The 25,355-nt window shown below is 64.6% G+C and carries 29 protein-coding genes and 2 pseudogenes; 24 read left to right on the top strand and 7 right to left on the bottom strand.

All coding sequences use genetic code 11. The features are described from left to right. Nucleotides 1-30: 30 nt before the first annotated feature. The 9 genes from EFY87_RS04665 to EFY87_RS04625 all read left to right on the top strand — a co-directional run bounded on the left by EFY87_RS04665 (nt 31) and on the right by EFY87_RS04625 (nt 8,047). The gene (locus tag EFY87_RS04665) at nt 31-1,470 is read left to right on the top strand and encodes an FAD-binding oxidoreductase (protein WP_123270310.1); all 1,440 of its coding nucleotides are present in this window, start codon (nt 31-33) and stop codon (nt 1,468-1,470) included. A 104-nt stretch (nt 1,471-1,574) separates the two neighbouring features. Beyond that, nucleotides 1,575-2,354 (top strand): substrate-binding periplasmic protein, encoded by a 780-nt coding sequence (locus EFY87_RS04660; protein ID WP_123270309.1) that lies wholly within the window; start codon nt 1,575-1,577, stop codon nt 2,352-2,354. Between the two features lie 7 nt (nt 2,355-2,361). Continuing rightward, complete coding sequence (locus EFY87_RS04655; RefSeq protein ID WP_123270308.1) at nt 2,362-3,021, top strand: amino acid ABC transporter permease; 660 nt, start codon at nt 2,362-2,364, stop codon at nt 3,019-3,021. Beyond that, complete coding sequence (locus EFY87_RS04650; RefSeq protein WP_123270307.1) at nt 3,018-3,752, top strand: amino acid ABC transporter ATP-binding protein; 735 nt, start codon at nt 3,018-3,020, stop codon at nt 3,750-3,752. The genes EFY87_RS04655 and EFY87_RS04650 overlap by 4 nt, the downstream gene beginning before the upstream one ends. 46 nt (nt 3,753-3,798) lie before the next feature. Next, nucleotides 3,799-4,734: a dihydrodipicolinate synthase family protein gene (locus EFY87_RS04645; RefSeq protein ID WP_123270306.1), complete on the top strand. Its 936-nt coding sequence runs from the start codon at nt 3,799-3,801 to the stop codon at nt 4,732-4,734. After that, complete coding sequence (locus EFY87_RS04640; protein WP_123270305.1) at nt 4,731-5,804, top strand: alpha-hydroxy acid oxidase; 1,074 nt, start codon at nt 4,731-4,733, stop codon at nt 5,802-5,804. Before EFY87_RS04645 ends, EFY87_RS04640 begins: the two co-directional genes overlap by 4 nt. Nucleotides 5,805-6,075: 271 nt before the next feature. Then, a complete protein-coding gene (locus EFY87_RS04635) occupies nt 6,076-7,452 on the top strand; it encodes a carboxylesterase/lipase family protein (protein WP_158607508.1) in 1,377 nt (458 codons plus the stop codon). Between the two features lie 21 nt (nt 7,453-7,473). After that, the gene (locus EFY87_RS04630) at nt 7,474-7,722 is read left to right on the top strand and encodes a hypothetical protein (protein WP_123270303.1); all 249 of its coding nucleotides are present in this window, start codon (nt 7,474-7,476) and stop codon (nt 7,720-7,722) included. Between the two features lie 97 nt (nt 7,723-7,819). Beyond that, on the top strand, nt 7,820-8,047 hold the full coding sequence (locus tag EFY87_RS04625; RefSeq protein WP_181445438.1) for a hypothetical protein: 228 nt from the start codon (nt 7,820-7,822) through the stop codon (nt 8,045-8,047). A 40-nt stretch (nt 8,048-8,087) separates the two neighbouring features. Here EFY87_RS04625 and EFY87_RS21295 read toward each other — a convergent pair. The 5 genes and pseudogenes from EFY87_RS21295 to EFY87_RS04605 form a co-directional block, all read right to left on the bottom strand. Further along, nucleotides 8,088-8,234: pseudogene (locus tag EFY87_RS21295) on the bottom strand (HepT-like ribonuclease domain-containing protein); the annotation flags it as partial. A gap of 15 nt (nt 8,235-8,249) precedes the next feature. After that, complete coding sequence (locus EFY87_RS20225; RefSeq protein WP_158607507.1) at nt 8,250-8,390, bottom strand: ribonuclease HepT family protein; 141 nt, start codon at nt 8,388-8,390, stop codon at nt 8,250-8,252. Nucleotides 8,391-8,430: 40 nt separating this feature from the next. Continuing rightward, a complete protein-coding gene (locus EFY87_RS04615; protein WP_123270301.1) occupies nt 8,431-8,868 on the bottom strand; it encodes a helix-turn-helix domain-containing protein in 438 nt (145 codons plus the stop codon). Between the two features lie 155 nt (nt 8,869-9,023). Continuing rightward, complete coding sequence (locus tag EFY87_RS04610; RefSeq protein ID WP_123270300.1) at nt 9,024-9,383, bottom strand: hypothetical protein; 360 nt, start codon at nt 9,381-9,383, stop codon at nt 9,024-9,026. Further along, entirely contained in the window at nt 9,376-9,978 is a 603-nt protein-coding gene (locus EFY87_RS04605; RefSeq protein ID WP_123270299.1) for a plasmid pRiA4b ORF-3 family protein, read from the bottom strand. Before EFY87_RS04605 ends, EFY87_RS04610 begins: the two co-directional genes overlap by 8 nt. A gap of 218 nt (nt 9,979-10,196) precedes the next feature. On the opposite strand from EFY87_RS04605, the gene EFY87_RS04600 reads away from it, so the two are divergent. Further along, on the top strand, nt 10,197-10,577 hold the full coding sequence (locus EFY87_RS04600) for an exonuclease domain-containing protein (RefSeq protein ID WP_123270298.1): 381 nt from the start codon (nt 10,197-10,199) through the stop codon (nt 10,575-10,577). 151 nt (nt 10,578-10,728) lie between these two features. Here the strand turns inward: EFY87_RS04600 and EFY87_RS04595 are convergent, their stop codons facing one another. Continuing rightward, nucleotides 10,729-10,941: a hypothetical protein gene (locus EFY87_RS04595; RefSeq protein WP_123270297.1), complete on the bottom strand. Its 213-nt coding sequence runs from the start codon at nt 10,939-10,941 to the stop codon at nt 10,729-10,731. A gap of 161 nt (nt 10,942-11,102) precedes the next feature. On the opposite strand from EFY87_RS04595, the gene EFY87_RS04590 reads away from it, so the two are divergent. Beyond that, nucleotides 11,103-12,298, top strand: a protein-coding gene (locus EFY87_RS04590; RefSeq protein WP_123270492.1) for an IS3 family transposase whose coding sequence is annotated in 2 segments (ribosomal slippage) — nt 11,103-11,358 and nt 11,358-12,298 — 1,197 coding nt in all. Because the reading frame shifts where the segments join, the coding sequence is not laid out codon by codon here. Between the two features lie 374 nt (nt 12,299-12,672). Here EFY87_RS04590 and EFY87_RS04585 read toward each other — a convergent pair. Next, the gene (locus tag EFY87_RS04585) at nt 12,673-13,359 is read right to left on the bottom strand and encodes an NUDIX hydrolase (protein WP_123270296.1); all 687 of its coding nucleotides are present in this window, start codon (nt 13,357-13,359) and stop codon (nt 12,673-12,675) included. An 81-nt stretch (nt 13,360-13,440) separates the two neighbouring features. Between EFY87_RS04585 and EFY87_RS04580 the strand changes: the two genes are divergently transcribed. The 13 genes and pseudogenes from EFY87_RS04580 to EFY87_RS04520 all read left to right on the top strand — a co-directional run bounded on the left by EFY87_RS04580 (nt 13,441) and on the right by EFY87_RS04520 (nt 25,355). Next, nucleotides 13,441-14,670, top strand: coding sequence for an ADP-ribosylglycohydrolase family protein (locus EFY87_RS04580; RefSeq protein ID WP_123270295.1), 1,230 nt, complete (start codon nt 13,441-13,443; stop codon nt 14,668-14,670). Between the two features lie 78 nt (nt 14,671-14,748). Further along, nucleotides 14,749-15,006 carry a protein-tyrosine phosphatase family protein gene (locus EFY87_RS20800; protein ID WP_123270294.1) on the top strand — a complete coding sequence of 86 codons (258 nt, stop codon included), beginning with the start codon at nt 14,749-14,751 and terminating at the stop codon, nt 15,004-15,006. Nucleotides 15,007-15,258: 252 nt separating this feature from the next. Next, entirely contained in the window at nt 15,259-15,615 is a 357-nt protein-coding gene (locus EFY87_RS04570) for a T3SS (YopN, CesT) and YbjN peptide-binding chaperone 1 (RefSeq protein ID WP_425459353.1), read from the top strand. 141 nt (nt 15,616-15,756) lie between these two features. Beyond that, complete coding sequence (locus EFY87_RS04565) at nt 15,757-16,215, top strand: hypothetical protein (protein WP_220093508.1); 459 nt, start codon at nt 15,757-15,759, stop codon at nt 16,213-16,215. 79 nt (nt 16,216-16,294) lie between these two features. Continuing rightward, on the top strand, nt 16,295-16,519 hold the full coding sequence (gene vapB / locus EFY87_RS04560) for a type II toxin-antitoxin system VapB family antitoxin (RefSeq protein WP_123270291.1): 225 nt from the start codon (nt 16,295-16,297) through the stop codon (nt 16,517-16,519). After that, complete coding sequence (locus EFY87_RS04555; protein ID WP_123270290.1) at nt 16,519-16,941, top strand: PIN domain nuclease; 423 nt, start codon at nt 16,519-16,521, stop codon at nt 16,939-16,941. The genes vapB and EFY87_RS04555 overlap by 1 nt, the downstream gene beginning before the upstream one ends. 99 nt (nt 16,942-17,040) lie before the next feature. Beyond that, nucleotides 17,041-18,621, top strand: a complete 1,581-nt coding sequence (locus EFY87_RS04550; RefSeq protein ID WP_123270289.1) for a plasmid pRiA4b ORF-3 family protein — start codon at nt 17,041-17,043, stop codon at nt 18,619-18,621. Then, nucleotides 18,563-19,216 (top strand): annotated as a pseudogene (locus tag EFY87_RS21290) (2OG-Fe(II) oxygenase family protein); the annotation flags it as partial. The gene EFY87_RS04550 and the pseudogene EFY87_RS21290, both read left to right, overlap by 59 nt. Nucleotides 19,217-19,745: 529 nt before the next feature. Further along, a complete protein-coding gene (locus EFY87_RS20790) occupies nt 19,746-20,894 on the top strand; it encodes a hypothetical protein (protein WP_123270288.1) in 1,149 nt (382 codons plus the stop codon). A gap of 456 nt (nt 20,895-21,350) precedes the next feature. After that, nucleotides 21,351-22,412: a LacI family DNA-binding transcriptional regulator gene (locus EFY87_RS04535; RefSeq protein ID WP_123270287.1), complete on the top strand. Its 1,062-nt coding sequence runs from the start codon at nt 21,351-21,353 to the stop codon at nt 22,410-22,412. Next, the gene (locus EFY87_RS04530) at nt 22,412-23,560 is read left to right on the top strand and encodes a M28 family metallopeptidase (RefSeq protein WP_148043253.1); all 1,149 of its coding nucleotides are present in this window, start codon (nt 22,412-22,414) and stop codon (nt 23,558-23,560) included. The genes EFY87_RS04535 and EFY87_RS04530 overlap by 1 nt, the downstream gene beginning before the upstream one ends. Then, nucleotides 23,553-24,566 carry a substrate-binding domain-containing protein gene (locus tag EFY87_RS04525; RefSeq protein ID WP_123270285.1) on the top strand — a complete coding sequence of 338 codons (1,014 nt, stop codon included), beginning with the start codon at nt 23,553-23,555 and terminating at the stop codon, nt 24,564-24,566. Before EFY87_RS04530 ends, EFY87_RS04525 begins: the two co-directional genes overlap by 8 nt. 33 nt (nt 24,567-24,599) lie before the next feature. Continuing rightward, complete coding sequence (locus EFY87_RS04520; RefSeq protein WP_123270284.1) at nt 24,600-25,355, top strand: ATP-binding cassette domain-containing protein; 756 nt, start codon at nt 24,600-24,602, stop codon at nt 25,353-25,355.

The following is a 25,355-nucleotide window of genomic DNA, read 5'->3' as shown; positions in this document are numbered from 1 at the left end:
CAAGTACTCGATAGATGTGATCATGACTCCATGATCGACACCGTTCCCGCGACCATCGCTCCTAAGGTCATCGACGAATTTGCCCGGGAGCTCGGCCCCGGCGGCGTGCTGACGCCCGAGGACGACCTGGGCCGCTACGAGGCCAGCCCGAATCTGTGGTCAGGCCGCGCTGGGCTCGTGCTCCGGCCTCGATGCACCGAAGAGGTTCGCTCGTCGCTTCGCATCGCACGTTCTTCGAACCTTCAGGTGCTGCCGCAGGGCGCCAACTCCGGTCTTGTTGGTGCCAGTGTGCCGGACGTCTCCGGCGGGCAGGTCGTCCTGAGCACCGAACGTCTCCGCTCGAGCTTTCTCCTTGATGCCGCATCCCGTACCCTCACCGCATCCGCGGGGTGGACTCTCGCCGAGATTCAGGACCGCCTGGCCGAGGACGGCCTACGGTTTCCGATCGAGGTCGGATCCAACCCAAACGTCGGCGGGATGGTGTCGACGAACACCGCGGGCGCAAATGTCATCCGCTATGGCGACGTACGCAAGCGGTTGCTCGGCGTACAGGCCGTGCTGCCCGACCGGGCCGGCACGGTCATCGACACACTGTCGCCCCTACGCAAACGCAACGAAGGTTTCGACGCAACACAGCTCTTCGTCGGCACCCAGGGCCGGTACGGCGTGGTGACAGCAGCAACCGTCGAGGTCGATCCATTGCCGCGTGCCCGTGCGGCCGCGTGGATCTCGTTGGCGATCAATGCGGACCTGTCAAGTGCAGTCGCCCACTTCGAGCGATCTTGCGGGGAGACCCTCACCTCGTTCGAGCTACTATCGCCTGCCGGCATTGCGCTTCTGAAAGGCCAGCACTCCCGCCTATTGCAGCGGCTCCCCTGCGTCGATCGAGACTGCCTCTTAATCGAAGTCGGAACACACGACAGTTCCGCCGAGGCCCTCCTGCAACGCAGCCTCGAGTCAGCCGCAGACAAGGGACTTCTTGAGGATGCGACGACGGGCGATGTCGAGTCGCTGTGGGAGATTCGTCGGATCGTGCCCGCTATCACCGAACGGATGGAGCCGGCGCTCAGCTACGACGTGTCCGTGCCGCGTGGCGACATCAGCCGGCTGCGGACGACCCTGCGTGACTGCCTCGCCGCATCTTTCCCGTCCGTCATACCGATCGAACTCGGGCACGTCGCCGACGGCGGCTTGCACCTCATCCTCGCCCTGCCATCCGGCACGCCGACAGTTGGCCACGAACAGGTCGGGCTCGACCGGTTGGTGTTCGACATCGTGGTGCAAGGCCACGGAGGGAGCTTCAGCGCCGAGCACGGCGTCGGCCCAAAGAATCATCACGCGTACCGGCGCTATGTCCCAGAAGAGCTGCGATTGCTTCGCGAGCAACTCCGCCAACTGTGCGACCCCGACGACGTCCTCGTTGGGTGGGCGGGGCAACGGGCGCACGGCCCTATCCTCATGCCTGAATAGGTATTGAACTCCCTCATTCTTGATTCATCTGTGACTTGTCTCACTGTTAGCTTCGTGGTGTCCCACACGAGGGCACCACCCTCCCGAACTCCTTGGAGTCCCCCATGAAGACGCTTCCCCGAGCGGCTGTCACAGTGCTTGCCGCAGCACTCGTCGCGGCTCCGCTCGCCTCTTGCAGCTCGAAGTCGAGCAACTACTCGGGCAACAATAAGTTCACGATCAAGGTCGGCACCATCGACGACTACCCGCCTGCCGATTTTGCTCTGAACGGCAAGCTAACCGGCTACGAGCAGGAACTGCTCGCGGCCGCCGCCAAGGTGGGCAACTTCACCGTCACATACCAGACCATGTCATTCGGTGCGCTCCTCACAGGCATACAGTCCAAGCATCTCGACGCCGCAATGGCCGGCATGGACATCACGCCAGAACGACAGAAGGCAGTCAACTTCACTGCCCCAACATTCAACGACCATCTGGTACTCGGAGTTCCGGTCAACAGTCGCATCACCTCGCTCGCCGACCTGAAGGGCAAGCGTATCGCCGGCACGGTCGGCTCTGTCACTTACACCCAGGCGCAGGCACTGGCGAAGAAATACGGTGGCACCGCAACTGGTTTCCAATCGACCACTGCAGACTACCAAGACGTCCAGAGTGGACACTCGCAAGCGCTGGTCATGAATCGCATCTCAATGATTTACATGATCAAACAGGGAAAGATGAAGCTGCGCATAGTCGGTGGCAACCTCACAACCACTCCGGCAGCGATCGCCGTCGCAAAAGGCAAGCCCCAACTTATACAGCGACTCAACGCCGCACTAAAGGAGCTCAATGAGAACGGCACTGTAAAGAAGCTGCAGATTAAATGGTTCGGCGAAGTCCAGTGAGGTCGTGATGCACTCCAACGCCGTTAGCGTCATCTCTGACGCCATGCCGCTACTGCTCAAGGGCCTCTGGTGGACAGCAGCACTCAGCGCGCTCTCGATCGCCTTCGCGACTGTTATCGGCGTGATCGTCGGACTCATGCGCATCTCGGGCAACATTGTCGTTCGCGGCATCTCGACCGTCTACGTCAATGTCTTTCGATGCACGCCGTTGCTCGTACAGATCTTGTTCCTCTACTTCGGCCTTCCGGAACTGCTGAACTTCAGCTGGTCTCCCGAGGTCGCCGGTGTGGCCACTCTCTCGCTCAACATCGGGGCGTACGTCGGTGAAGTCGTACGCGGCGGCGTCCAAGCGATCGGCCGTGGCCAGACTGAGGCAGGTCGTGCGATCGGATTGTCCAGGGGATTGACGATGCGTCTGGTGGTGCTGCCGCAGGCATTTCGCCAGGTGATCCCCTCATACATCAATCAATGCACGATCTGCGTGAAGGACTCCTCTCTCCTGTCGGTAATCGGCGTTGCGGAACTAACGATGCGGGGCGAGTCGATCTACTCCGCTAACTTTCAGGCATTTCCGATCCTCGCCGCGATGGGCGCGCTGTATTTCGTCGTGAACTACGTGCTGACACTGGCGTCGCGAATCGTCGAACGAAGGGTGTCAATCGCATGATCACCGTCGAAAAGCTGGAGAAGACGTACGGTGGAGCCGCGCCCGTCCTCAAAGGTGTCGACCTGCACGTCGAGCGTGGTGAAGTCGTCTGCCTGTGTGGCGCATCCGGGTCTGGCAAGAGCACCATGTTGCGCTGCATCAACCTGCTTGAGACGGCCGACGGAGGCCGGATCCTGTTGGACGGGAAGGAAATCACCGGCCGACGAAGCCACAAGGAGGTTGACCGGATTCGTCAACGAGTAGGCATGGTCTTCCAACACTTCAACCTATTCCCGCACATGACCGCCGCACAAAACATCGCGCTTGGTCCGATTCGACTGAAGAAGACCACCAAGGCCGAAGCACGCAAGGAGGCTTACGAACTCTTGGCAAAGGTCGGACTAGCCGGGAAGGAGGAGAGCTACCCTCGGCAGCTGTCCGGTGGGCAACAGCAGCGGGTCGCAATTGCCCGCTCACTGGCGATGCATCCGGAGTGCATCCTTTTCGACGAGCCGACGTCGGCGCTCGACCCGGAGATGGTTGGTGAAGTGCTCGGGGTGATGAAGTTGCTTGCGGCAGAAGGTATGACGATGATCATCGTCACCCACGAAATGGGATTCGCTCGGGGTGTCGCTGACCAGATCTGCTTCCTCGACCAGGGCGTAATCATCGAGCGTGGCGCGCCGAACGAGGTGCTCGACCACCCGAAGTCGGAACGGACTCAGGTCTTCTTGTCCAAAGTCCTGCAATAACAACGCCAAGAGGCTACCCAAAGATTGAACGAGAAGTAGGGATAGAATGAATCGCGACGACGTGGACTGGTACGGCTATTGGGCAGCGCTGCCCACCCCTTTCGATGAGGACGGCGCACTGGATGAGAACGCGCTAGCCTCAATAACGAGGCGCGTGATTGATGACGGAGTACACGGCATCCTTGTCAATGGCAGTACGGGCGAGTGGACGGCGCAGAGTGTTGACGAGCGTCGCCGCGTTGCCGAGGTGGTGATTGCGACCGTCGCCGGACGCGTACCGACCGCGATCAATGTCACCGCGTGGACGCCGACAGTTGCACAGCAACTTGCAGCCCACGTAGCCGAGGCAGGTGGAACCTCCGTAATGGCCGCGGTACCACCCGGCACACGTCCTACTTTCCAGGAGGCGAATGGATACTTCCGGTCGATCTTTGAGTCATGCCCACTCCCTGGTTGGCTCTACAACTTCCCACAGGATTCCGCTGCGCGACTTAGCCCCACGCAGCTGAGTGCGCTGGGCGACATTGACACCGTCGTCGCGATCAAGCAGAGCGCCCCTAGCACGGACGAGCTATTGCAGACGATCCAGCTGACCGGCGATCGGCTGCGGGTCTTCGGTCACCTGATCACCCGGCTGGGCGTCGCGCTCATCAGCAGCGGCTTCGGTGGCGACGGCTGCATCGGCTCAGGGATGCTTCTCGGTGCACAACAACCGGCCTTCTTCGACCTGGTGCTCGAAGGGCGCACCTCTGAGGCTTTGGAGATCGCCGACCGCTTCGAGGCGATGCAATTTGCGCTGCGCGGGGATGCGGACGACTACAACTGGAGGTACGGCGGAATGCAGGCATCGCTCAAGGCGGCAATGAACATCCTCGGCCAGGCCGGTGGTTACCCCCGCAAGCCAAAGCTGCCGATCACCGACTCCCACTCTCTGGGCCGGATCCGCAGCGGCCTAGTGACTGCTGGGCAGATCCCCGCGTGAGCGCACTGACCGGCATCCCCGAACTGCGCGACCTCGCACGAGAAGAGCTGCCGGACCTCGCCTACCGCTACATCATGTCGGCGGCGAGTTCCGGGAGCGCCGCAGCAGGAAACGACGCTGCATTCGCGGCGCTCACCCTCTCTCCCCGGGTCGGTGTCGATGTCTCCGATCTCGATACGTCGGTTGAGCTTCTCAACTCGCGACTCCCCCACCCGATCTTACTGGGGCCGACTGGTTGCCACAGGCTGGCACACCCGGAGGGTGAGTTGGCCACTGCTCGTGGCGCGAGCACATCGGAAGCAACTTACGTTGTCAGCTCCTATACAACGACACCGCTCGCGGACATTGCAGCAGCCTGCACCGGACGCTGGTGGCATCAGCTGAATCCAGCGCCATACACCCGGTACATGCGCGACGTGTTAGCCGAGGCAGTCGGTCTCGGCGCCGAAGCCATAGTCATCACAATGGACAACCCCGTGGCTGGGATCCGGTCGGCGCAGGGCTGGGATGGCGTGACGTTGCCCGATGGTCTTGAGTTCGGCGTACTGGGCAGGCTTCCCGGCGCACTGGACAACCCTTCTGACCCCTTAGATATTTATCGTCCGGCACTGGACGCGAGCTGGAGCTGGGACGATGTCGCAGCCCTGTGTGATGAGCAACCGGTGCCAGTTCTCGTCAAGGGAGTCCTCCGCGCCGACGACGCCGAACGAGCAGTCGCAGCAGGTGTGTCCGGCATCATCGTGTCCAACCACGGAGGACGAAACCTCGACCCTGTGCCGGCGACGGCTGCAGCACTCCCAGGCGTCGCCAGCCGCGTTGCCGGTCGCGTACCGGTGCTGGTTGACGGCGGGATACGGCACGGCGAGCACATCGTGAAGGCAATCGCGCTCGGTGCCGATGCAGTGCTAATCGGTCGCCCGTACCTGTGGGGCCTCGCGGTCGATGGTGCCGCCGGTGTTCAGCATGTCGTAGAGCGGCTCTGGACCGAGCTACGGATGACGATGGCGCTGTGCGGCCTGACGTCGATCGTGGACATCAGCAGCGACGTGCTGTGGGACGCAGTCGGCTAGGACTGATCACGTGACGCCAGCCGCTCACCGACCAACACCGGCCGCTCACCGAAACATCCCGTGTGGGACCGCTGCTACCTGCCGGTAGACCCATGCACAGGAGTTCCATGGAATGGCCCGGTGCCGACGACGCAGCAGCGATCGCCGACCAACTCCGATAACTGTGCGCGGGTCTGTGACCCGACCGGATCTACGCCAGCCGCAACGCATTTCGCGACCGACGGAGATTGATCGCGCCCAACCGCAGACCCTCGCGGAAGGTGAGTTTTCGATGCGCTCTGGATTCCGTCCCACTTCTCCCGTCATTGCTTCGGCCGCCGCGGGCGGCCTCGCGCTAGCGCTGACGCTCGGTGGCAGCGCGTATGCCGCGACCACACACGGGGCGTCCGCCATACCCTGCTCCGTCGGCACCACCGTGACCACCACAAATGGCAAGGTGCGTGGCGTGACCGCGGACGGCGTCACGTCATACACGAGCATCCCGTATGCCGCGCCACCGGTCGGAAAGTTGCGCTGGAGACCGCCACAACCGGCGAAACCGTGGACAGGTGTGCTGCGCAGCACCACCCAGGCCAAGGAATGCTCCAACGTCTTCACCTCGACCGGCACCAGCGAAGACTGCCTGAACGTCAAGGTGCAAGTGCCGGCCGGCGCCCGCCCGGGCGAGAAATTGCCGGCGATGTTCGAGTTCCACGGCGGCGGCTTCCTCGGCGAGGCGCGCACCGACGACGGGTCGAACCTGGTGCGGACCGGGAAGGTCGTCTACGTCTACGTGAACTACCGGCTTGGCGTGCTCGGCTTCCTGGCCGACAAGTCGCTCGGCGCGCACTCCGGCGACTACGGCCTGCAAGACCAGCAGGCGGGCCTGCGGTGGGTCAAGCAGGACATCGCCCGATTCGGTGGAAACCCCGACAACGTCACGGTTTTCGGGGAGTCGGCCGGTGGCGCGAGCACCTGCGCCCAGGTAGCGTCGCCGACCGCGAAGGGACTGTTCAAGAACGCGATCAGCATCAGCGGGTTCTACAATTACCAGAACAATATCGTCTGGTCGAAGGCCAACTGTAAGTCGACCTACTTCACCGAGAAGCAGGCGCAACAGGCCGGAGCGCGATTCGCGCAGAAGGTCGGATGCGGAAAGGCCGCGCACGTCGCGGCGTGCCTGCGCAAGATCCCGGCTGCGACGCTGATCAAGGAGGGCGACCAGGTCGGGGACCCGACCGGCGGCGGCACCATCGGCCCGATCATCAACGGCACGACGCTGACCATGTCACCGGTGCAGGCGATCACGACCGGTCACGCCAACCACGTCACGCTGATCACCGACGTCGGGCGCGACGAGTTCAACGGCGGGGTCTACAGCAACGCAGACACACCGGACATCGTCGTCGCGGACACACCCGCGCACTATCGGTTGCTGATGAAGGAAGAGTTCGGCAAACTCGCGCCGACCGTCGAAAAGCTCTACCCCCTCAGCAGATTCAGCTCGCCATACACCGCGTACCGGACCACGATGGCCGACTCGGCCTCGGTCTGCCCGATGCTGCAGCTGGACACCAAGGCGGCCAAGCACATGCGGGTGTATGCCGACATCAACACCGACGCCGACAACCCGGCCGGTGAGGACACAACGGACGTGCTCGGGGCCTAGCACAGCGGCACCAACGGCCTGGTGCACTACGACACCGCCAAGCTCGACCCGAACCAGGCCGCACTGCAGTTGCAGTTGCTCCTGGAGTGGACGCACCTGGCCCGCACCGGCAACCCGGTGGCACCGAACACCCCGCTGTGGCAGCTCTTCAGCGCTTCCGGTCACCCGGTGATGTCGCTGCAGCCGGCCGATACCAGCGCCACCGTGCCGAGCAGTTTCTTTGCGGCACAACACAACTGCTCGTTCTGGGACAAGGTCACGGACTACTGAGCCTTCCCTCGCGTGCGGCTGCCCTTCCGGTTGTATGGCGGCAGGGCAGCCGCAGCGCGCGCCGGTACAGGTACGTGCGGTAGGTAACGTGGGTTCCATGCGGACCACCGTGGACATTGATCCGCGCGTGCTCACGGCTGCGCGGGCCGGGGTCGACGAAGGGCTCAACAGGAGCGTCGGAGAAGCAATCTCGGCGCTCGCGCTGGCTGGCCTGGCACGTCAGTCGTCCACGGGCGCGGTCGATCACGGGCTCGCGCTCCTGCCCTCCAGATCCGGCCGTGCCATCACCGACGAGATGGTCGCGGAAGCCTTGCTCGATGACTGACCTCGACCTGCGGCCGCGGACCGCCGTGTTGCGCGGGTCCTCAGTTCCGTAGGGCGGGGATCACCGTGCCGACAAGGGACGAGCGGAGTGCCGGCACGTCGCGGGTCGCCGTCCGCCATACCCTGCCCGGATCGAGTTCGTTATATTGGTGTGCGGCGAGGTCGCGCATCCCGATGATCTCTCGCCACGGCTGGTCCGGGAATCACTTGAGGACGTCGGCGGGAAGGCGATTGACCTCCTCGGCGATGCGGATGAGACCCAGCTCCACCGCCCACTGCGTGCGCAAATCACCTGCAAACGCTTGGTATTCGTCGGTTGTCATCGCCTTCAGCGCATCGCACACACCGACGACGCTGAAAGCGCGTCCAATGCCTCTCGTAGCGTCATAGAGGAATGGCCTGCAGCCGGTCAAGCGACGCGCCGCGCAACGTGTCTTCCGCCACCAAGTCAACCTCCACCCGGAGCAGGTCGGTCAATGCAAGACGTAGCGCCACCTCGTCCAGCAGCGATGCCTCATCGGTGAACTGCACAAGTATGTCGACGTCCGACCCTGCGGTGTCCTCGCCGCGCGCGACCGAGCCGAAGACTCTGGGATCGCTGGTGTGACACGCAGCAACAGTGTCGCGAATCCCCCTGCGGTGCTTGGCAATCCGGTCGTGCGGTCGGCCAGCAAGCGCTCGAGTCAATCGCTCCGTGACGGCCGGGCTCGGCCCGCGTCGGCCGTTTTCGTAGGCGGAGAGATTCGGCTGGGGCACTCCGGCCAGAGCCGCCAACTCAGCCTGGCTGAGGCCTGCGGCGACACGTTCGGCTCGAATGTCCATGTGGCCAAGGGTAGTTCAAATGTTATCGCGGGCGATATGGGACGTTCGCGCACACCAGGCGCTGGCCGGGTATGTCGAACACGCCGCCCGGTCGCCGCCGGTGTTCTCAAAGTGTGCTGCGGTGATGCTGATTTCGTACGCGATCTCCAGGCACGTCAGCCGGCTGGCTTGTCCGGCAAACGCTCGCCGGTCGCCTCAACTCGGGCGCTGAGCTCTGACCGTCGGCTTTCCAACTCGGCCAGCTGCGCGCGCAGGCGCTTCAACTCGCGGTCGACTTCGGCCAGCTCTGCCCGTGCCTGCCGCTGTGCGAGGTAGTCCTCGCCCCGCGTCGTTCTGACGTACGCCTCCACGTCCCTGCGGAGCAGCCGCAGCCACGGATTCCCGTGCATCGCAGCACATCGGAACTGCAGCGAACCAGCCTGGATCGCGTCCTCGATCTCTTCCTGGGTCAGCCCGAACTCGTTGCGCGCCGACTTGTCGCTCAGCGTCGCACCCTTGCGCGTCCATTCATCCACGGGGACCGCGCCCCGACATCTTCGCGAGTACCCCGTTGACCTCAGCCACGTCAAACGCAGCCGGATCAAACTGGTCCGCGGTGTCCAGGCCCATCCAGTCCAGCCGGTCTGCGTGCTCTTCGTGGCCGGGATCGGCGAGCACCTCCATCAACCACCCGTAACCCCAGACGCCGCCGCAGTCCTCGGGCGGGCAGGCGCGTCGGCCCGCCATACACCGCGGATAGGTGACATCAGGCTCGCGCTCAGTGACTGCCTCGACAACGATGTCGTGCTGCCAGCAGTCGCCAAGGTCATATGTGTAACTGAACCGGCTGCCCGTCCGCCGCGCCACGCCACTCAGCTGCTGCGAACCCGCATCTCGATGCCTCACCTCAGGATGCGGCACTCCGAACTCGCCGGCCCGAGTCTCAAACACCCACAGGTGCTCGTCCTCCCAGCCGAACGCTGCTTGGATGACGTAGTGCAACTGCCCAAGCGTGCACTCCGAGTCCACCTCAACGCGACGCCAGATCGGCGGCTGCGTACCGTGCAGCGTGATCTTCAGCCGGTGGATCCTCTGTCCGCCAGCTGTTGCGGCGCCTGTCGCCTTCACCATGACTTGTCCCTTCCGCCAGCTGCTTGCGCAATGCCGACTCTTGGCCACGGCGCCTCGGCGAGTCTCATTGCTCCTGAGGGTATTTCACTCATCCGCTACCCCTTTTACCGGTCACCGTGCGGCCGTCGTCCAGTGTGGGAACTTGCGGCCCGCACCGTACCCCACTACGACCACGGGTCGCCGCTCGCGCGACCGGTGACTTTCTCAAAATTTGATCGATCCTGGACTCCCAGGGGAGATCAAAATCTGCCAGAACTCCGCTGTCATTCCCGTTCTCGTATAGCGACGCCGTCGTCAACCTTGAGACGACTGGGCTCAGTCCCGACAACGACCGCGTGCTGCAGATCGCGGTCGCCCAACTGACCGCTGACGGTGCCATCGAGCAGCAGTGGTCAACCCTGATCGATCCGGAGCGAGACCCAGGGCCGGTGCATACCCACGGCGTCACCGCTGCCCGGCTACCTGGGGCTCCTCGCTACGTCGATGTCGCCGACCAGATTCACCAGCTGATCCGTGGCCACGTCTTCGTCGCGCACACCGCCGGACGCCAGTGGCAGAGCGCACATCCAGCAGCGGCGTGCGACGCTTCACCCGGGTGACGTGCCGACGATCTCCCACTGCGCGAGTCCAAGGTCGCCGGGTTGCGCGCTGGCTATGACGACCCGGATGCCCTGGCGCCGGAAGATTGGCGAGTTCAGATTCCGAGAAGGGCCTGGCCGTAGCAGATACAGGCACGCGACCGGGAACGTGTCACGGCTCGCCGCTGATGTGGATTCCGGCGAGGCTATGCAGGTGATGGAGCACACGTTTGGCGAACTCCGGACAGGATGCTCCCCTCAGCATTGCGCAGAGGTCGGCCTCGTTCGTCCTGCTGACCCAGTAGTCGCGTTGCTCGCAGGTCACTGCGCGCACCACGGCCGGTGCTGCATCATCAACGAGCACGAAGAACTCGTCGGGCGTCATGGTGTCGTAGTAGACGTCGCTGCCCTCCCATACAAAATCCTTGACGTTGGAGGTCAGCAGGATGTCTGCCCGACACGCTAAGGAATGAGGTGCCCGGCGAGTCTTGGACAGTTGGTCCCAAGGATGTGATTTCTTTGGGGTTGATTGAAAGGGTTGTTGAGTTGGCTGGGAAGAAGTTTTACTCGCCGGAGTTTAAGGACGAGTGTGTGCGGGAGGTGATTGAGAAGTCTCGGACGATCGCGAGTGTTGCCCGGGAGCAGGGTGTGGTGGAGCAGACTTTGGGGAATTGGGTTTCGGCGTATCGTCGTGCGCACCCGGATGAAGTGGTGGCCGAGCCGGAGTTGAGTGTTTCGGAGCGTGCCCGGTTACGGCAGTTGGAGCGGGAGAATCGTGAGCTGCGGGAAGAGCGGGCATTCCTAAAAAAAGCGGCGGCCTTCTTCGCGAAGGAACAGCGGTGAGCGTCAAGTACGCGTTCATCGCTGGCGAAGAAGGCGGGGCGTGGACGGTCGCGTCGATGTGCCGGTGGGCGCGGGTGTCGCGGTCGGGGTACTACGCCTGGGCGAGCCGGCCGGTCTCGGCCCGCGCGGCTCGGCGTGAGCAGCTCGCGGTGCTGATCGAGCACAGCTTCACCGCCTCGGACGAAACGTACGGGTACCGGCGGGTGCACGCCGACCTGGCCGCCTGGGGGTGGGACGTGGACGATGACACGGTCCGGCAGATCATGCGGGACCTGGGCCTGATGCCGTGCCAGCCGCGGCCCTGGCGGCCGACCACGACGATCTCCTGCGACGCCGGCCAGACACCTGACCTGGTGAACCGGGACTTCACCGCCGAGCAACCAGCGACCAAGCTCGTGGGCGACATTACCTACATTCGTTCATGGGAGGGCTGGCTGTACCTGGCCACCGTCCTGGACTGCTGCACGAAGAAGGTTGTCGGGTATGCCATGGCCGACCATATGCGCACATCCCTGGTCACCGACGCGTTGGGCATGGCACACCATAACGGGCACACCCGTGCCGGAATCACCATTATGCACACCGACAGAGGCGTGCAGTACACGTCCCACGTGTACGCCGAATTCACGAACAATATCGGGGTAACACGATCCGTCGGGCGTACCGGTATTTGCTACGATAACGCGTGGACTGAATCATTCAACGGCACGCTGAAGAATGAACTCGTGCACCGCACAGTTTACCCGACAAGGGAACACGCACGTGTTGACATTACCCACTGGATCGAGTTACGATACAACACGAGAAGACGCCACTCCGCACTCGGTTACCGCACACCGGATCAAGCCGAAAAGGACTGGTACGAAACAAATTCTGTTGCACGAACCATCGGATACTAACTGTCCGAATTTCGGCGAGCAGCTCAGTGTGATGTTTGGGGTAAACGCGGCTCAGGCCGGGGTCTCCAAAGTGGCGACCCCGGCCTCGTCTCGCGTGCTCGTCAGGCTTCCTCAGAAGGCGCTGACGCAGGGAGCGGTCTATCCGATCGTCAAGAAGGTCGCCACCGCTCTCGGGTTCCGAATGACAAAGCAGGTCTTCGCGAGCGGTGTCGCGAAGTTCGTTCCGGTACTTGGAGCTGTCGCGTCCGGGGGGGTTGACCTTCGGAACCTTCCTTCCCATGTCCCTGCGGCTGCGGAAGCACCTAGCCGGCTTGGACATCGCGAAATGACTTGATCGACATCACTCGCATCCATGTTCCGGAGCCTGATACGCATTACCTCGTCAACGGCGGGTTGAGCGACTGCGCCGAGCCGGCTGTGAAGAGCGCGGCCGGACGGCCACGACCGCGGCGCATCTCGCCGGTCGGTTCGATGAAGCCGGGGGTGCCGGAGACCTTGCGGTGGAAGTTGGCCGGGTCAAGGCGCACGCCCCACACTGCTTCATAGACGGCGCGCAATTCGCTGATGGTGAACTCGCTGTCCAAGAAACTCGTTGCCAACGTTGAATATTCGAGCTTCGCCCGCGCGCGCTCGACACCGTCGGTCAGGATCGTCTGGTGGTCGAAGGCGAGCCGACGCGTGGCCGCCTGCTCGACCGGCACCCACGACGCCTCGCCGGCGTCGGTGCCGGCGACCGTCTCCGGCAGGTTCGCGGCCAGCGCGAGATAGGCGACCGAGATGACCCGCCGCGAATGTTCCAAATCACGCTTCGGCGCCGAGTAGGTGCCCAGCTGCTCCAAGCGCACCGCGCCGATCCCCAGCCCCACCTCCTCGGCCAGCTCACGCGCCGCAGCCTGCTCTGCCGACTCCTCCTCCAACAGGAACCCGCCGGGCAGCGCCCACTGCCCGCGCGCCGCCGGGGCCTTCCGCTTCACCAGCGCCACCTGCAACACACCGTCGCGCAGCGTCAGTGCCACGATGTCCGCCGCCACCCAGGCGACCAGTCGATCCGGAGTCGTCATACAGGCAGTTTAGGTCAGTTTGACAAGTATGGCGACCAACGTTCATTATTGTCGTATCGACATAAATAACGGAGGTTGCGGATGAAACTGACTCCCGCTCAACAGGACCGAGCGGCCGGCGTGCTGCTCGGCCAGGCAATCGGCGACGCACTCGGCGTGCCCTACGAGTTCGCGCCACCGATCGTCGCCGGCGACGCGTTCATGGCCGGCGGTGGCCTCGGCCCCTACTCCCCCGGCGAATGGTCCGACGACACCCAGATGACCGTCTGCATTGCCCAAGTCAGCGCGACCGGCGCCGACCTCACCACCGAGACCGCCCTCGCCGACATTGCGCTGGCCTTCTATCGCTGGCGGCACGGCGGCGCCTCCGACATCGGCAACCAGACCAGCGCCGTGATCGCCCGGGCCGACTTGTGTATCGGCGGTGCGGCCATCGATGCTTCGATGAGCAAGTTCGAGCTGGGCATCGAGTGGTTCCACGCCTTCGAAGCCGCTGCCACCGAATACGCGGCCAGCCATCCGCGCTCGGCCGGAAACGGCGCCCTGACGCGCAACGGCGTCGTCGGCCTCACCCGGCTCGGCGACCGCGCCGCGACCGCCGCCGCAGCGCGCGCCGTCGCGGCACTGACCCACGCCGACCCGCTGGTGGCCGCCTCGTGCGTGCTGCACGCCGAAGCGATCCGCGTCGCGGTCACCGAGGGGCGTCTCGACATACGATCCGGGCTCGACCTGCTCGCCGACGACGAGCGGGACCAGTGGCGTGAGTGGCTCGACCAGGCAGAGCAGCAGGACCCGAAGTCGTTCAGCAAGAACGGTTTCACTGTCACGGCGCTGCAAGCCGCGTGGTCGGCGATCCATCACACGATGCCTGAGCACCCCACTCCCGACCACGTCGACGACGCACTCCAACTGGCGATCTCGATCGGGCACGACACCGACACCGTGCCCGCGATCGCAGGTGCCCTGCTCGGCGCCCGGTATGGCGTGAGCGGTCTGCGGCACGACTGGCGACGACGGGTGCACGGCTGGCCGGGCCTCACCGCACACGACCTCATCCAGCTGGGCCTGCTGACCGCAGCGGCCGGGATCGGGCGGCAGATCCAGGCCGGCAACTGGCCACGGGTCGCGTCGATGCTGCACGAGACGCGCACCCTGGCCGTGCCGCTGCCGGCCGACCCCGACGTCGTCCTCGGCACCGAAGCCGACCTGCCCCGCGCCGCCGAACTCCGTTGCGACGCGGTTGTTTCGCTGTGCCGGCTTGGCAAGGGTGACCTGGCGCCGTGGGGCGTCGCCCGGCACCTCGAGCAGTAGCTGGTCGACAGCGACGACCCGGCAGCCAACGGCAACCTCGCCTGGGCGCTGCACGACGCCGCCGACGCCGCCAACGAGATGCGCGACCACTACTCCTTCAGCGGCGACCAGCACCGGGTGCTTCTGCACTGCGTGCGGGCCGAGCACCGCACGCCCGCCGTCGCCTTGCTCTACGCCGTTAAACACCGCCACAAGACCCCGGAAGACGCCGCACGCGGCATACGAAAAGCACTGGGCCGAAACACAATCGACGGGAACCTGTGGGAGACCGCGATGGCCGAGGCGGAAGCCGTCGTCGCGCAGCCCGGGCACTGGACTGTGCCGGAGTCACGATGAGCAGCGAGACGGTCGGGCCGGTGCAGATCCACGGCACCACCTTGCGACCCTGGGACATGTTCGAACGGCGCGCCGCCGCCTACTTTTCGACCATGTTCGACCCGGATGACACCGACACGCTCACCCTGCACGCACCCAACCTGCACGGTGGCGACGCCTGGACGATCGTGGCCAGGACGGTGGATGCGGGGCAAGGGATCCTGATCTCCTACTCGTGGGACGACGCCGGCAACAGCGTCGACAGCTTCCAGGATCTGGCCTGGCGGCTGCGGATGGCGCTCGGACGGCGACATACCTCTCCACGTCGACGGTGTCCGGCTCTGGGTGCGGGTCAGCGCCGGCGAGCCGGCGATCGAACTGTTCACTCTCGCCGTCAACAACATCACCTCCGCCGGGCACGCCGCCCGGGAGCTGGTCGTCGTCAACCGCCGGCACCGCTGGTCGCGGTGGACCTACCGCCGCTCGAAGATCTGGCAGCAACTGCACATCTGCCCGACAGCCTTCTCGACCACACTCTTCGACGAGATGCTGCGGACATTCGTCGCAGACCACCGCGCGGTCACCGAGGACCTGGCCGATCGGCTTGATGGGACAGCGGCGTTCGCCTAGGTGCGGCCGAGACGGAGGTGGCAGCATCTCTGCTGACGCCACAGCGAAGGAGGCTGCGGATGGCTGACCGTCCCGCCATACAGTCGTTCAACACCCGGCTGCCTCTACGCAGCGCTCGACGACAAGCGCGCGAGCGAAGGTATGACGTGGGCCGCCGTGGCGCGGGCGTTGTGGGAGACGTCCGGCGAACTCAACGCGCGGCGTCCTCGCGATCACCCGATCAGCACCTCGGCCATCACCAGCCTGCGGGACAAGGGCCGTACGTCGTGCCAGCACGTACTCTTCATGCTGCGCTGGCTCGACCTGCCGCCAGAGGCTTTCCTCGGGGACGGCCGGGAGGTTACCGACATACGCCTTCCCGCGGCCGACGCCGCGCATCGCCTGCGCTGGGACGTCCGCGGCATGGGCGCCACGCTCGACGACCGGCGGCGCGAAGACGACCTGACCTGGCCGGGGCTTGCCCGGCACATCGGTTGCCAGCCGGGACAATTGAGCGGTTTGCGCACAGCCCGATACGCCACCAACATCGACCTGGCGATGCGCGTCGTGCAGTGGCTCGGGGTGGCGTCGACGGCGTTCATCTATTGCGGCACGTGGTAACGCCTCCCCGTTGAGCGCCGTAGCTCTCGGTTCCGCCAACGAATCCCAGGTGATATCATCAACGAAAGGAGTGATAGCAATGGCCGATGTGCTCATCCGCAATGTTGACGACGACGACCTGCACGCGATCGACACGATCGCCGCCCGGCAAGGGATGTCCCGGAACGAGTTCCTGCGCCGCGAGACACATCAGATGGTGCGCCGCCATGACGGCGAGTCGATCACCGTCGCAGATCTGCGTGTGTCGTTGTCGCTGACCTCGGATGTTCTCAACGAAGACATCATGCGCGGAGCCTGGGAGTAGTGGCGAGCCGCGCGGAGCAGTGGTTGGTCGACAAGTCGGCATATCAGCGGCTCGCCGACTCCACGGAGGTCGACGTCTGGCTGGCGCGGCTGCAACGTGGGCTGTTACGAGTGGCAGCTGTCACCGTCCTCGAACTTGGCTACTCAGCGCGAGGGGCGAGAGATTGGGACCAATTCCGTCGTCGGCCACCGCTGTCGCTGATGCCTCCGGTGTTCATGTCAGCATTCACCGAATCACGCGCAATCGAGGTACAGGGGCTACTTGCTGCGCGGGGACATCATCGCGGCCCCGGCGTTTCAGACCTCATCCTCGCGGCGATCGCAGAGGAACAAGGGCTGACCCTCCTGCATGTCGACCGCGACTTCGAACTCATCGCCGAAGTGACCGGCCAACCGATCGAGCGACTTGCTGGGGAGTTCTGAGGGTCAGCACGTCACCGATGACCTGACAGCAGGACGGCGGGTTCGACCGTCCTGCCCCCACCGGCGAGGCGGCACTGGCCACTCCTGCAAGACTGAGGCATGCCGAAGAAGAAGAACACGACCGACCCGCAACTGCAGGCCTTGCCCGACCAGGTGGCACGCAGCGGTGACCCGTCAGCGTTGATCAGCGCGTTGGCACGTCAGGTCCAGGGTGGGCTCACCGACTTCGACTTCGGCGCCAATCCGGAGATCGAGTTGCCGGATCCGCCGTTGCACCCGCTGCTGATCACCGTCCGCGTGGACATCGACGGTGCGCGCCCGCCGATCTGGCGCCGTCTGGAGTTGCGCGGCGACCTCCGGCTCGACGTCGTCCACCAGCACCTACAAGCCGCGTTCGGCTGGCTCGACAGCCACCTGCATCGCTTCGACGGGCCGGACACGGGCGAGGGTCAGCCGCCATACTTCATCACCGACTTCGACGCCGCCGACGGCGAGACCGGCACTCATGAGCGAGGCGCCAGGTTCGATCAGGTGCTCCGCGCGGAGGGCGAGAAACTCTGCTACACCTACGATTTCGGCGACAACTGGGAGCACATCCTGTGTGTCGAAGCCGTGCGCCCGGCGACCGACGACGACCCACCGGCCCAGTGCACCGGTGGCCGCAATGCGTGCCCGCCCGAGGACGTCGGCGGCATCTGGCAATGGAACGAACTCGCCGCTGCGCTGCGTGCCGACCCCGACCCGGCCCACCTGTCGGGCGACCTGCGCGACTACGCCGGTTGGCTGCCCGCCGACTGTGACCCCGGCAAGTTCTCGCTCGACGACGCGAACCTGGCGATCTCGCGGGTCGGCGCGTCCCCCGACGAAGTGCTGCAGCGTTTCGAGGAAGCCGACCTCGGGCCGTCGTTGCCCGAGCCTGGCCCGGAGCTCACCGCCTTGCTCAATCGCTGCCGGCCGGAGCTTGTCCGTGACCTCGCCGGAATCACCACGCGCGCAATGACATTGGCCGAGGACCCCACCGAAGAAGACTGGCAACTCACCCTGCGTCCTTGGCAGGCAGTGCTCGACGCGATCGGCGACGACGGCGTCCAGCTCAGCGCGGCCGGGTGGATGCCACCCAGCGCCGTGCAGCAGATCTGGCAGACCAGCGGAGTCGCATGGGAAGGCGGCAAGGGCAACCGGGAGAACGTCACGCCCGAGGTCGCACAGCTGCGCGAGGAGTGCGCGCGCGCCGGCCTGATCCGCAAGTACAAGGGACGGCTCCAGCTCACCAAACTCGGCCGACTCGCTTCCACCGACCGCACCGCACTCACCGAGGCCGTCACGCGCTCACTCGTCGGAGCGGCCGAAGATGTCGAGCAGGACATCCGGGTCGCCACCCTGCTGTTCATCGCCGCGCGCTGGCAGGTCGGTCCGAACTCGCGCTGGGCAGCAGACGCCGCCGCCCGCGGGGTCGCCATGAACCCCATCGAGCACCAACTCGCCTTCACGGACGACGTAGCCCACCTGCTGACGGAGATCGGCTGGACGCTGACCGACGGATCACCACTCCACCGCGACGACCTCGGACCCGCCAGCGGCGAGATTCTCGGTTTGCTCGGCGCCGGCCGCGGCGAGCGGTATGGCGTGCCGGATTCCCCCGCCGCCCGCCGGCTCGCTCGGCTCGCGCTGTTCGCCTGAACGCGTTCTCCCCCAAGCAGATTCGCTGCCGACCGACCGAAAGGCCACCATGCCCACGCCTGCCCGCACGAGCCTGGCACACCTGCTCGCCGGGGACGAGGCCAGCCACGCCGACTGGGCCCCGGCACGCTGCAGGTGCACGTCACCGGCGTCGGGGACGTGCACCCTGCCGATCCGCGCCGCCCAGGCGAAGAAGCTGATCGCGGTCGCCCGCCCGGCGGCATACGGCAGCGGTGGGGAAACACTCCACGACACATCGGTGCGCGACACCTGGGAGCTGACGCCCGACCAGGTGACCCTCAGTGGCGACCAGTGGCAGCTGCAGCTCGAGACGGTGCTCGATGGCTTCCGCGAGACACTCGGTCTGCCGCCGGACGCCACCCTGCGGGCCGAACTCCACTCGATGCTCGTCTACGGCAAGGGCCAGTTCTTCCTGCCGCACCAGGATTCCGAGAAGCACGACGAGATGGTCGCCACTCTCGTGGTCTCCCTGCCGTCGATCCACACCGGTGGCGAGCTGGTGATCGACGACGGCGGCACTGAACGGATCTTCCGAGGGTCCCGCGACGAACTGATCCTCGTTGCCTTCTACGCCGATCGCCGGCACGAGGTGCGGCCGGTGCGCTCCGGTTACCGAGTCACCCTCACCTTCAACCTGCTGCTCACCGCACCGCCGAAACCCGCTCCGACAGAGACGATCCCGCGCGCTGCGGCGCTCCTCACCGAGTATTTCACCAACACCCTTCGCAGTGGGTATGACGACAGTGCTCCCGCTCGGCTGGCATTCCTGCTCGACCACGAATACACCCAGCGCGGCCTGGCGGCGGGCCGCTTCAAGGGAGCCGACGGCGAGCGGGTCGAACAGTTGCGCGCTGCAGCGGCGGCCGCGGGTTGCGAGGCTGTCTTCGCGCTGGTCGACGTGCACGAAACCCGTGACGCGGTAGCGGATGGCGGTGGCCAATATGGCTGGTACGAGGACGAATTCGATGACGAGTGGGACGACCTCGGCGACGACGTCGAGGGGGGCGAGCTCATCGACGGCGAGATCTCCCTCACCTGGTGGACCGCCCCGGGGATGTCCCGCGGCGAAGAGGTCAGCCTGCAACTGACCGGGGACGAAGTGTGTGCCGCAACCCCCGACCACCGCCCTTGCACCCTACGAGTCCGAGTACGAGGGCTACATGGGCAATTACGGCAACACGATCGACCGCTGGTATCACCGGTCCGCGGTGGTGCTGTGGCCGGCCAACCAGGCGTTCAGCAATCGCGCCGAGGCAAACCCAGCGTGGGCGCTGGACGCCATACAACGCTCGATCGACACCGGCGACCTCGCCCAGGCGCGAGCCGATGCCGTTTCACTGCAACGGTTCTGGCGGCAGGTCGACCCTGCGAGCATCGGTTCGGCGCTGTGCGTCGCCGGCGGCCTTGCCGATCCCACCGCCGCGTCGGTCGTGCTCGCGCCATACCAGCTGGAGACCGTGACCGGAGAGGACGCGGAGCCCCTCGCGGCCGCCGTGACGGCATACGGCGATGCCTGGTGGACCGCGCTGCTCGACCAGTGGGACAAGGCGGGGTACTACGGCGGCCAGGGCCGCGACGACTGGTGCGGCACCACGCTCCCGCAGGTATGCCGGGCGCTCATCGACCACGGTTCGCCTACTGCTGCAGACATTCTCGCGGGTCGTATGTGGCAACAGGTATGGCGGCAAGCGCGGGCCGCGCTGAACTCGCAACACCCCGGCCATCGCGCTGCCGGCCTGACCAAGCTCGGCCCGGCACTGGCCAGCCTCGTGCAGTGCTCCCCGCCCGAACTCGGCGAGACCATCGTGGCGCAGCTGCGCGACGCCGACGACACCATCACTCCGCTGCTCGTCGCTGTTCTGCGCGCGAGCCGATTGCGTGCAACATCAACGGTTTCCGCCATATCTCAGGATTGCTGGGAGCGCCTCGTCCGCCAGCTGGCGCAGCCGGAGCGAGCAGACGACTGGTCGATCAGCTGGTCCGGGTGCGGCTGTGCCGACTGCCAGCGATTCGCCGGATTCCTCGGATCCCCCACCGAGCGGACCCTGGACTGGCCGCTCGCCCAGCGACGGCGACAACACATCCACCAGCTGATCGACCGTGCCGGCCTGCCGGTGACCCATGTGACGCGCCGCAAGGGCAGCCCCTACGTCCTCGTGCTCACCGAGACCGACGAGCTCTTCGCCCGTGAGGCCAGCGACCGGCACGAGGCCGAAGCTGCTCTCATGTGGGTGGTTTCGGCCTTCGGCTGACCGGAGACATCGTCGCGACGGACCGATAGCTGGGTTCGGAGGCCGATTCCATAATGCCAACCCCCACAGCGTGCCGCCCATCTCGCCGAAGATGCCTGGGCCCACCCTGCAGCGCCGAGAGCATCGTTCCGACCGCACGTGGACCCGAACCGCAGCCGCTGCTGAAACCTAGACTCGCGGCCTGTTTCCCGGCTGACCGAGCGCAGAGGGACGGCGTCACTTCCCGACGCGGCCGGCAGGAAATTCGCGAACTCTCTTGACACGACCCTCCGCTCGGCGCTTTCATGAGATAACACAAACGTTTGCGCAAACTTTGCGCGCGTGCTGGAACAAGCATCACAGAAGATCCAACCTCGGTGGTCGAGAGTGGGCACTGCAGCGCCTTTGACGTACTCATGACCTAGCAAGCGCGCACGCAAGTTACGCAACATTACGCAAGCTGGAGGTGAGCGGCACGTGACGACGCTCGACGAAGTGGCCCGTCAGTCTGGAGTCTCACCCTCGACGGTGTCCCGTTACCTCCGAGGCAAACTGGCGCTGCGTGAGGAGACCGAGCAGCGTATCCAAGACGCCGTCGCGGCCCTCGGATACGTCGGTAACGCCAGTGCGAGGTCGTTGGCTGCACAGCGCAGCGGCGTCGTCGGGCTCGTGCTCCCTGGCTTGTCGAATCCCTTCTTCGCAGCGCTAGCCGACAGCATCGCCGACGAAGTCGCCCGACACGACCTCTCCCTCCTGCTGTGCACCACCCGGGACGTACGGCAGCGCGAAGAGGACTACACCAATCTGCTCGAAGGGCAGGCCGTCGACGGAATGCTCTACCTGGGAGCCCATCCGTCCAACCGCCGACTCGGTCGAGTCATCAAACGCGGTCTACCGGTCGTCGTCGTCGACGAACCGCAGGAGCAACTCCCCCCCGTAACGACGCTGACGGTTGACAACTTCACCGGCGGATTTCAGGCGACAAGCCATTTGCTGGATCTCGGCCACCGCAGAATCTTCTATCTCGGTGGCCCAGCGAAACTCGGAACCGAACATGAGCGGCGACGAGGTTACTCCGAAGCACTCACGCGCGCAGGGATCGATACCAGCGCAGATCTTGCGCTGTCCGGCTCCTACACAGAGACGTTCGGTGTGTCCGCACTCCCGCACATCTTGACCGGCAAGGTGCAGGCGACCGCGGTGTTCTGTGCAAGCGACCATATGGCGCTCGGGCTGATGTCCGCCGCACATGTCCACGGAGTGCAGATTCCCGACGACTTGTCGGTGGTCGGCTTCGACGACATCCAACTCGCGAAGTACACAACACCCGGTCTGACCTCGGTGCGCCAACCCGTACAAGAAATCTCCCACACGGCCGTCGAGATGCTGGTGAGCCGGATGAACAACCCCGCAGCAGCGCCCGAGGCGCGCACTCTACCTGTCGAGCTGATCGTCCGTGGTTCGTCACAGCGCATCGGCCCCGCGGTCGCAGACGGCCCGAATTCTGCCTGGGAGAAGTCCAGTCGGGGAGGCCGGTGATGGACCGCGAGCTGCTGGAGTCGACCCTGAAAGGCTTGGCTGCCATAGGTCCTCGACCCCATGGCAGTCAAGCAAATGTCGCCGCACTCTCCTACATCGAAGACGAGTTGACATCGCTCGGGATGACCGTCGTGAGCGAGCCGTTCTCCGCACCTGCGCCTCAACTGCGTGCCGACACCGAATTGCTGATCGATGGCGTTGCGACCGACTGCGTGCCATTCCTCGAGTCGGCACCTGGCTGCGTGGACGGACAGCTTCGGAAGGCACCGAACTGCCTCATCTGGGGCATGCATGACACCGAGGTTTGGCGAGTGCGGGCCAGGAATGGAGATACCGCGATCATCGCCGTGCCTCCCTTTCCAACGGCAGTACAGCAGCATCTGCCGCCGGAGTTCGACGGCGTACCGAGTGTCTTGATGTCACGCTCCGATGCGACGGACCGCGGGATCGACACCGGCACGTCCGCCCGCGTCACGATCGCGACGCCGCTGCTCGAGGCGCAAAGTCGCTGTCTGCGTGCCTTCTGGGGAGACGCCGATCCACTCGGCGATGAGCGCTCCGAGATTCACCCCATCGTGGTTGCCCACATTGACACAGTTCCGGAAACACCTGGCGTGTATGACAACGCGGCCGGCGTCGCAGCAGCCCTATCGGTGGCGGCCACCAACACCAGCCCCGGATACGAAATCCTCATCACCAGCGGCGAGGAAGAAGGGCTTGCTGGCGCACGGGCATTCGTACGGCGGCTCGGCGGCATTTCCCGCCTCGGAAGACTTTCAGCGGCAATAGTTCTGGATGGCGGCGGACGCGGCAGGATCGCCGAGGCGTGGCTCTCCAGCAATCTTGACGAAAAGATCGTCAGGCATCACGTCCGCGCTATCACCGACGCGCGCAACTACCAGGCGGAGTTCCGGCAACCGGCCCCGCCCGCCAGTGACCATGCGGCCTTCATCGAGGCCGGAGTCTCTGCAGTGATGTTCACGGTCAATGACCTTGACATTCTGCATACCAGTCAGGACACCTACGAGGAGTCCAAGTTGCTCGGGAGCCGCCTGCTCGCCGAACTAGCCGAGGAGTTCCTCTCATTCCCCGGCACTTTCCTATCGTCGAATCACTCTGAACAACGGAAGGTCCAGAGCCATGAATGACAGCATTCCCACCCCCACACGTCGCGTTCGAGCCACTATGATCAAGCGTGCCACAGCAAGCATCGCGCTCGCCTCCGTGGCATCGCTGGCTGTCGCGGCATGCTCCAGTGGTGGCTCGTCCGGAAGTACGACCTCCGGCGGCGGCAAGAAGTCATCGAAGACGACTGTAGCGCTGGTCACCATCAATGAGACTGCCGCGTTCTTTACTCAGATGAACAAGGGCGCCCAAGCCGAAGCGAAGAAGCTCGGGGTCAGCCTCATCATCAACAACCCTGACAACGCAGTCTCCAAGCAGAATACCGCCGTAGAAGATTACGCGAACCAGGGCATCAAAGCGGAGATCGTCGACTCCATCAACGGCCCGAGCGTCTATTCCGCCATCAAATATGCTCACGGAAAAGGCACACATATCGTCGCAGTCGACTCCATCCTGGATTCACCTGCTGTCGACACTCAGATTGGCGTCGACAACGAGGCGGCTGGCAAACAGCTCGGCGACTACTACTGCACATGGGCCAAGACGAACCTGCCGCAGGGTAAGGGAAAGATCGGTGTAGTCGCCGCTCTCAATTCACCAATCCAGATCCAGCGGCAAAAGGGTTTCGTGAATACGGCGAAGGCGTGTGGCGGCTCTATCGTGCAGACGGTCGACGGCCAGAACGTCGAGTCGACCGCCCAGACTGCGGCCCAGAACCTTGTCACCGCACAACCGAGCATGACGGTCGTGTACGACACCGGCGAACCGGCCAACATCGGCGCAATCTCCGCACTCAAACAGGCGAAGAGCAAAGCAGCGCTCTTCGGCTGGGACCTCGATCCGGCAGGAATCGCTGCGATCAAGAGCGGAGCGGAGGTTGCCGCCATACAACAAAACCCCTACCAGGAGGGGGTTGAGGCCGTCGAAGCCGCCGTGAAGTTGATCGAGGGCCAGCAGGCTCCGAAGAATGTCACGGCACCGGCCACAGTCATCACCAAAAGGAACGTCGGATCGGTCACCCCCTACTGACATCCCCGAACATACCGTGGGAGTGAGCACCACATGTCTGAGACACAAGCGCGCGACGCGCGGCAGAACATCCTCGAACTGAATGACATTGCAAAGTCGTTCGGCGCCATCCGCTCTCTTAAAGGGGTATCGCTCGAAGTGGGCAAGGGCGAGGTGATCGGACTCGTAGGCGACAATGGTGCCGGCAAGTCGACCCTCACCAAGGTGATCGCGGGAGCAGTTCTACCCGACTCCGGCAGCACTCGGGTGGATGGCGAACTGGTCGACTTCCGTAGTCCAGGCGACGCTCGAGTTGCGGGCATCGAGACGGTCTATCAGGATCTCGCGCTCTGCAACGACCTGGATGTCCCCTCTAACCTCTTCCTCGGACGCGAGCCGACCCGAGGCCCGCTCGGGCGGATAGATCGCAGCAAACTCCGCAGGGAGACAGAGCGGCATCTGAAGGAATTAGGTGTCAAGGTGCCATCGCTGGACGAGCCCGTGGGCTCGTTGTCCGGCGGACAACGGCAGGTCGTTGCAATCGCCCGGGCGATTACTTTTGAGCCACGGCTACTGCTCCTCGACGAGCCGACAGCGGCTCTCGCCGTGCGCGAGGTCAACATGGTCCTCAAGCTAATCAAGGACGTCGCCGCAAACGGTGTCGGCGTCATTCTCGTTACACATCGCCTCCAGGATCTACTGCTTGTGTGCGACCGGATCGTGGTCATGTACGAGGGCTCCGTCCGGCGGGTGATTACAGCAGCAGAGGCCACTCTGGAGAAGATCGCCAGCGCAATCACAGAGGACTGA

The organism is Flexivirga caeni (assembly GCF_003724155.1).
Lineage (GTDB): Bacteria > Actinomycetota > Actinomycetes > Actinomycetales > Dermatophilaceae > Flexivirga > Flexivirga caeni.
Note: the sequence above shows the minus strand (reverse complement) of the source record. Positions and strands in the feature narration are given on the sequence as shown.

What these genes read in the sequence shown, in the direction of transcription:
- EFY87_RS04665 (WP_123270310.1), top strand. Translation starts at nt 31, where the DNA reads ATGATCGACACCGTTCCCGCGACCATCGCTCCTAAGGTCATCGACGAA.
- EFY87_RS04660 (WP_123270309.1), top strand. Translation starts at nt 1,575, where the DNA reads ATGAAGACGCTTCCCCGAGCGGCTGTCACAGTGCTTGCCGCAGCACTC.
- EFY87_RS04655 (WP_123270308.1), top strand. Translation starts at nt 2,362, where the DNA reads ATGCACTCCAACGCCGTTAGCGTCATCTCTGACGCCATGCCGCTACTG.
- EFY87_RS04650 (WP_123270307.1), top strand. Translation starts at nt 3,018, where the DNA reads ATGATCACCGTCGAAAAGCTGGAGAAGACGTACGGTGGAGCCGCGCCC.
- EFY87_RS04645 (WP_123270306.1), top strand. Translation starts at nt 3,799, where the DNA reads ATGAATCGCGACGACGTGGACTGGTACGGCTATTGGGCAGCGCTGCCC.
- EFY87_RS04635 (WP_158607508.1), top strand. Translation starts at nt 6,076, where the DNA reads ATGCGCTCTGGATTCCGTCCCACTTCTCCCGTCATTGCTTCGGCCGCC.
- EFY87_RS04625 (WP_181445438.1), top strand. Translation starts at nt 7,820, where the DNA reads ATGCGGACCACCGTGGACATTGATCCGCGCGTGCTCACGGCTGCGCGG.
- EFY87_RS04615 (WP_123270301.1), bottom strand. Translation starts at nt 8,868, where the DNA reads ATGGACATTCGAGCCGAACGTGTCGCCGCAGGCCTCAGCCAGGCTGAG.
- EFY87_RS04605 (WP_123270299.1), bottom strand. Translation starts at nt 9,978, where the DNA reads ATGGTGAAGGCGACAGGCGCCGCAACAGCTGGCGGACAGAGGATCCAC.
- EFY87_RS04595 (WP_123270297.1), bottom strand. Translation starts at nt 10,941, where the DNA reads ATGACGCCCGACGAGTTCTTCGTGCTCGTTGATGATGCAGCACCGGCC.
- EFY87_RS04585 (WP_123270296.1), bottom strand. Translation starts at nt 13,359, where the DNA reads ATGACGACTCCGGATCGACTGGTCGCCTGGGTGGCGGCGGACATCGTG.
- EFY87_RS04580 (WP_123270295.1), top strand. Translation starts at nt 13,441, where the DNA reads ATGAAACTGACTCCCGCTCAACAGGACCGAGCGGCCGGCGTGCTGCTC.
- EFY87_RS20800 (WP_123270294.1), top strand. Translation starts at nt 14,749, where the DNA reads ATGCGCGACCACTACTCCTTCAGCGGCGACCAGCACCGGGTGCTTCTG.
- EFY87_RS04565 (WP_220093508.1), top strand. Translation starts at nt 15,757, where the DNA reads ATGACGTGGGCCGCCGTGGCGCGGGCGTTGTGGGAGACGTCCGGCGAA.
- vapB (WP_123270291.1), top strand. Translation starts at nt 16,295, where the DNA reads ATGGCCGATGTGCTCATCCGCAATGTTGACGACGACGACCTGCACGCG.
- EFY87_RS04550 (WP_123270289.1), top strand. Translation starts at nt 17,041, where the DNA reads ATGCCGAAGAAGAAGAACACGACCGACCCGCAACTGCAGGCCTTGCCC.
- EFY87_RS04530 (WP_148043253.1), top strand. Translation starts at nt 22,412, where the DNA reads ATGGACCGCGAGCTGCTGGAGTCGACCCTGAAAGGCTTGGCTGCCATA.
- EFY87_RS04525 (WP_123270285.1), top strand. Translation starts at nt 23,553, where the DNA reads ATGAATGACAGCATTCCCACCCCCACACGTCGCGTTCGAGCCACTATG.
- EFY87_RS04520 (WP_123270284.1), top strand. Translation starts at nt 24,600, where the DNA reads ATGTCTGAGACACAAGCGCGCGACGCGCGGCAGAACATCCTCGAACTG.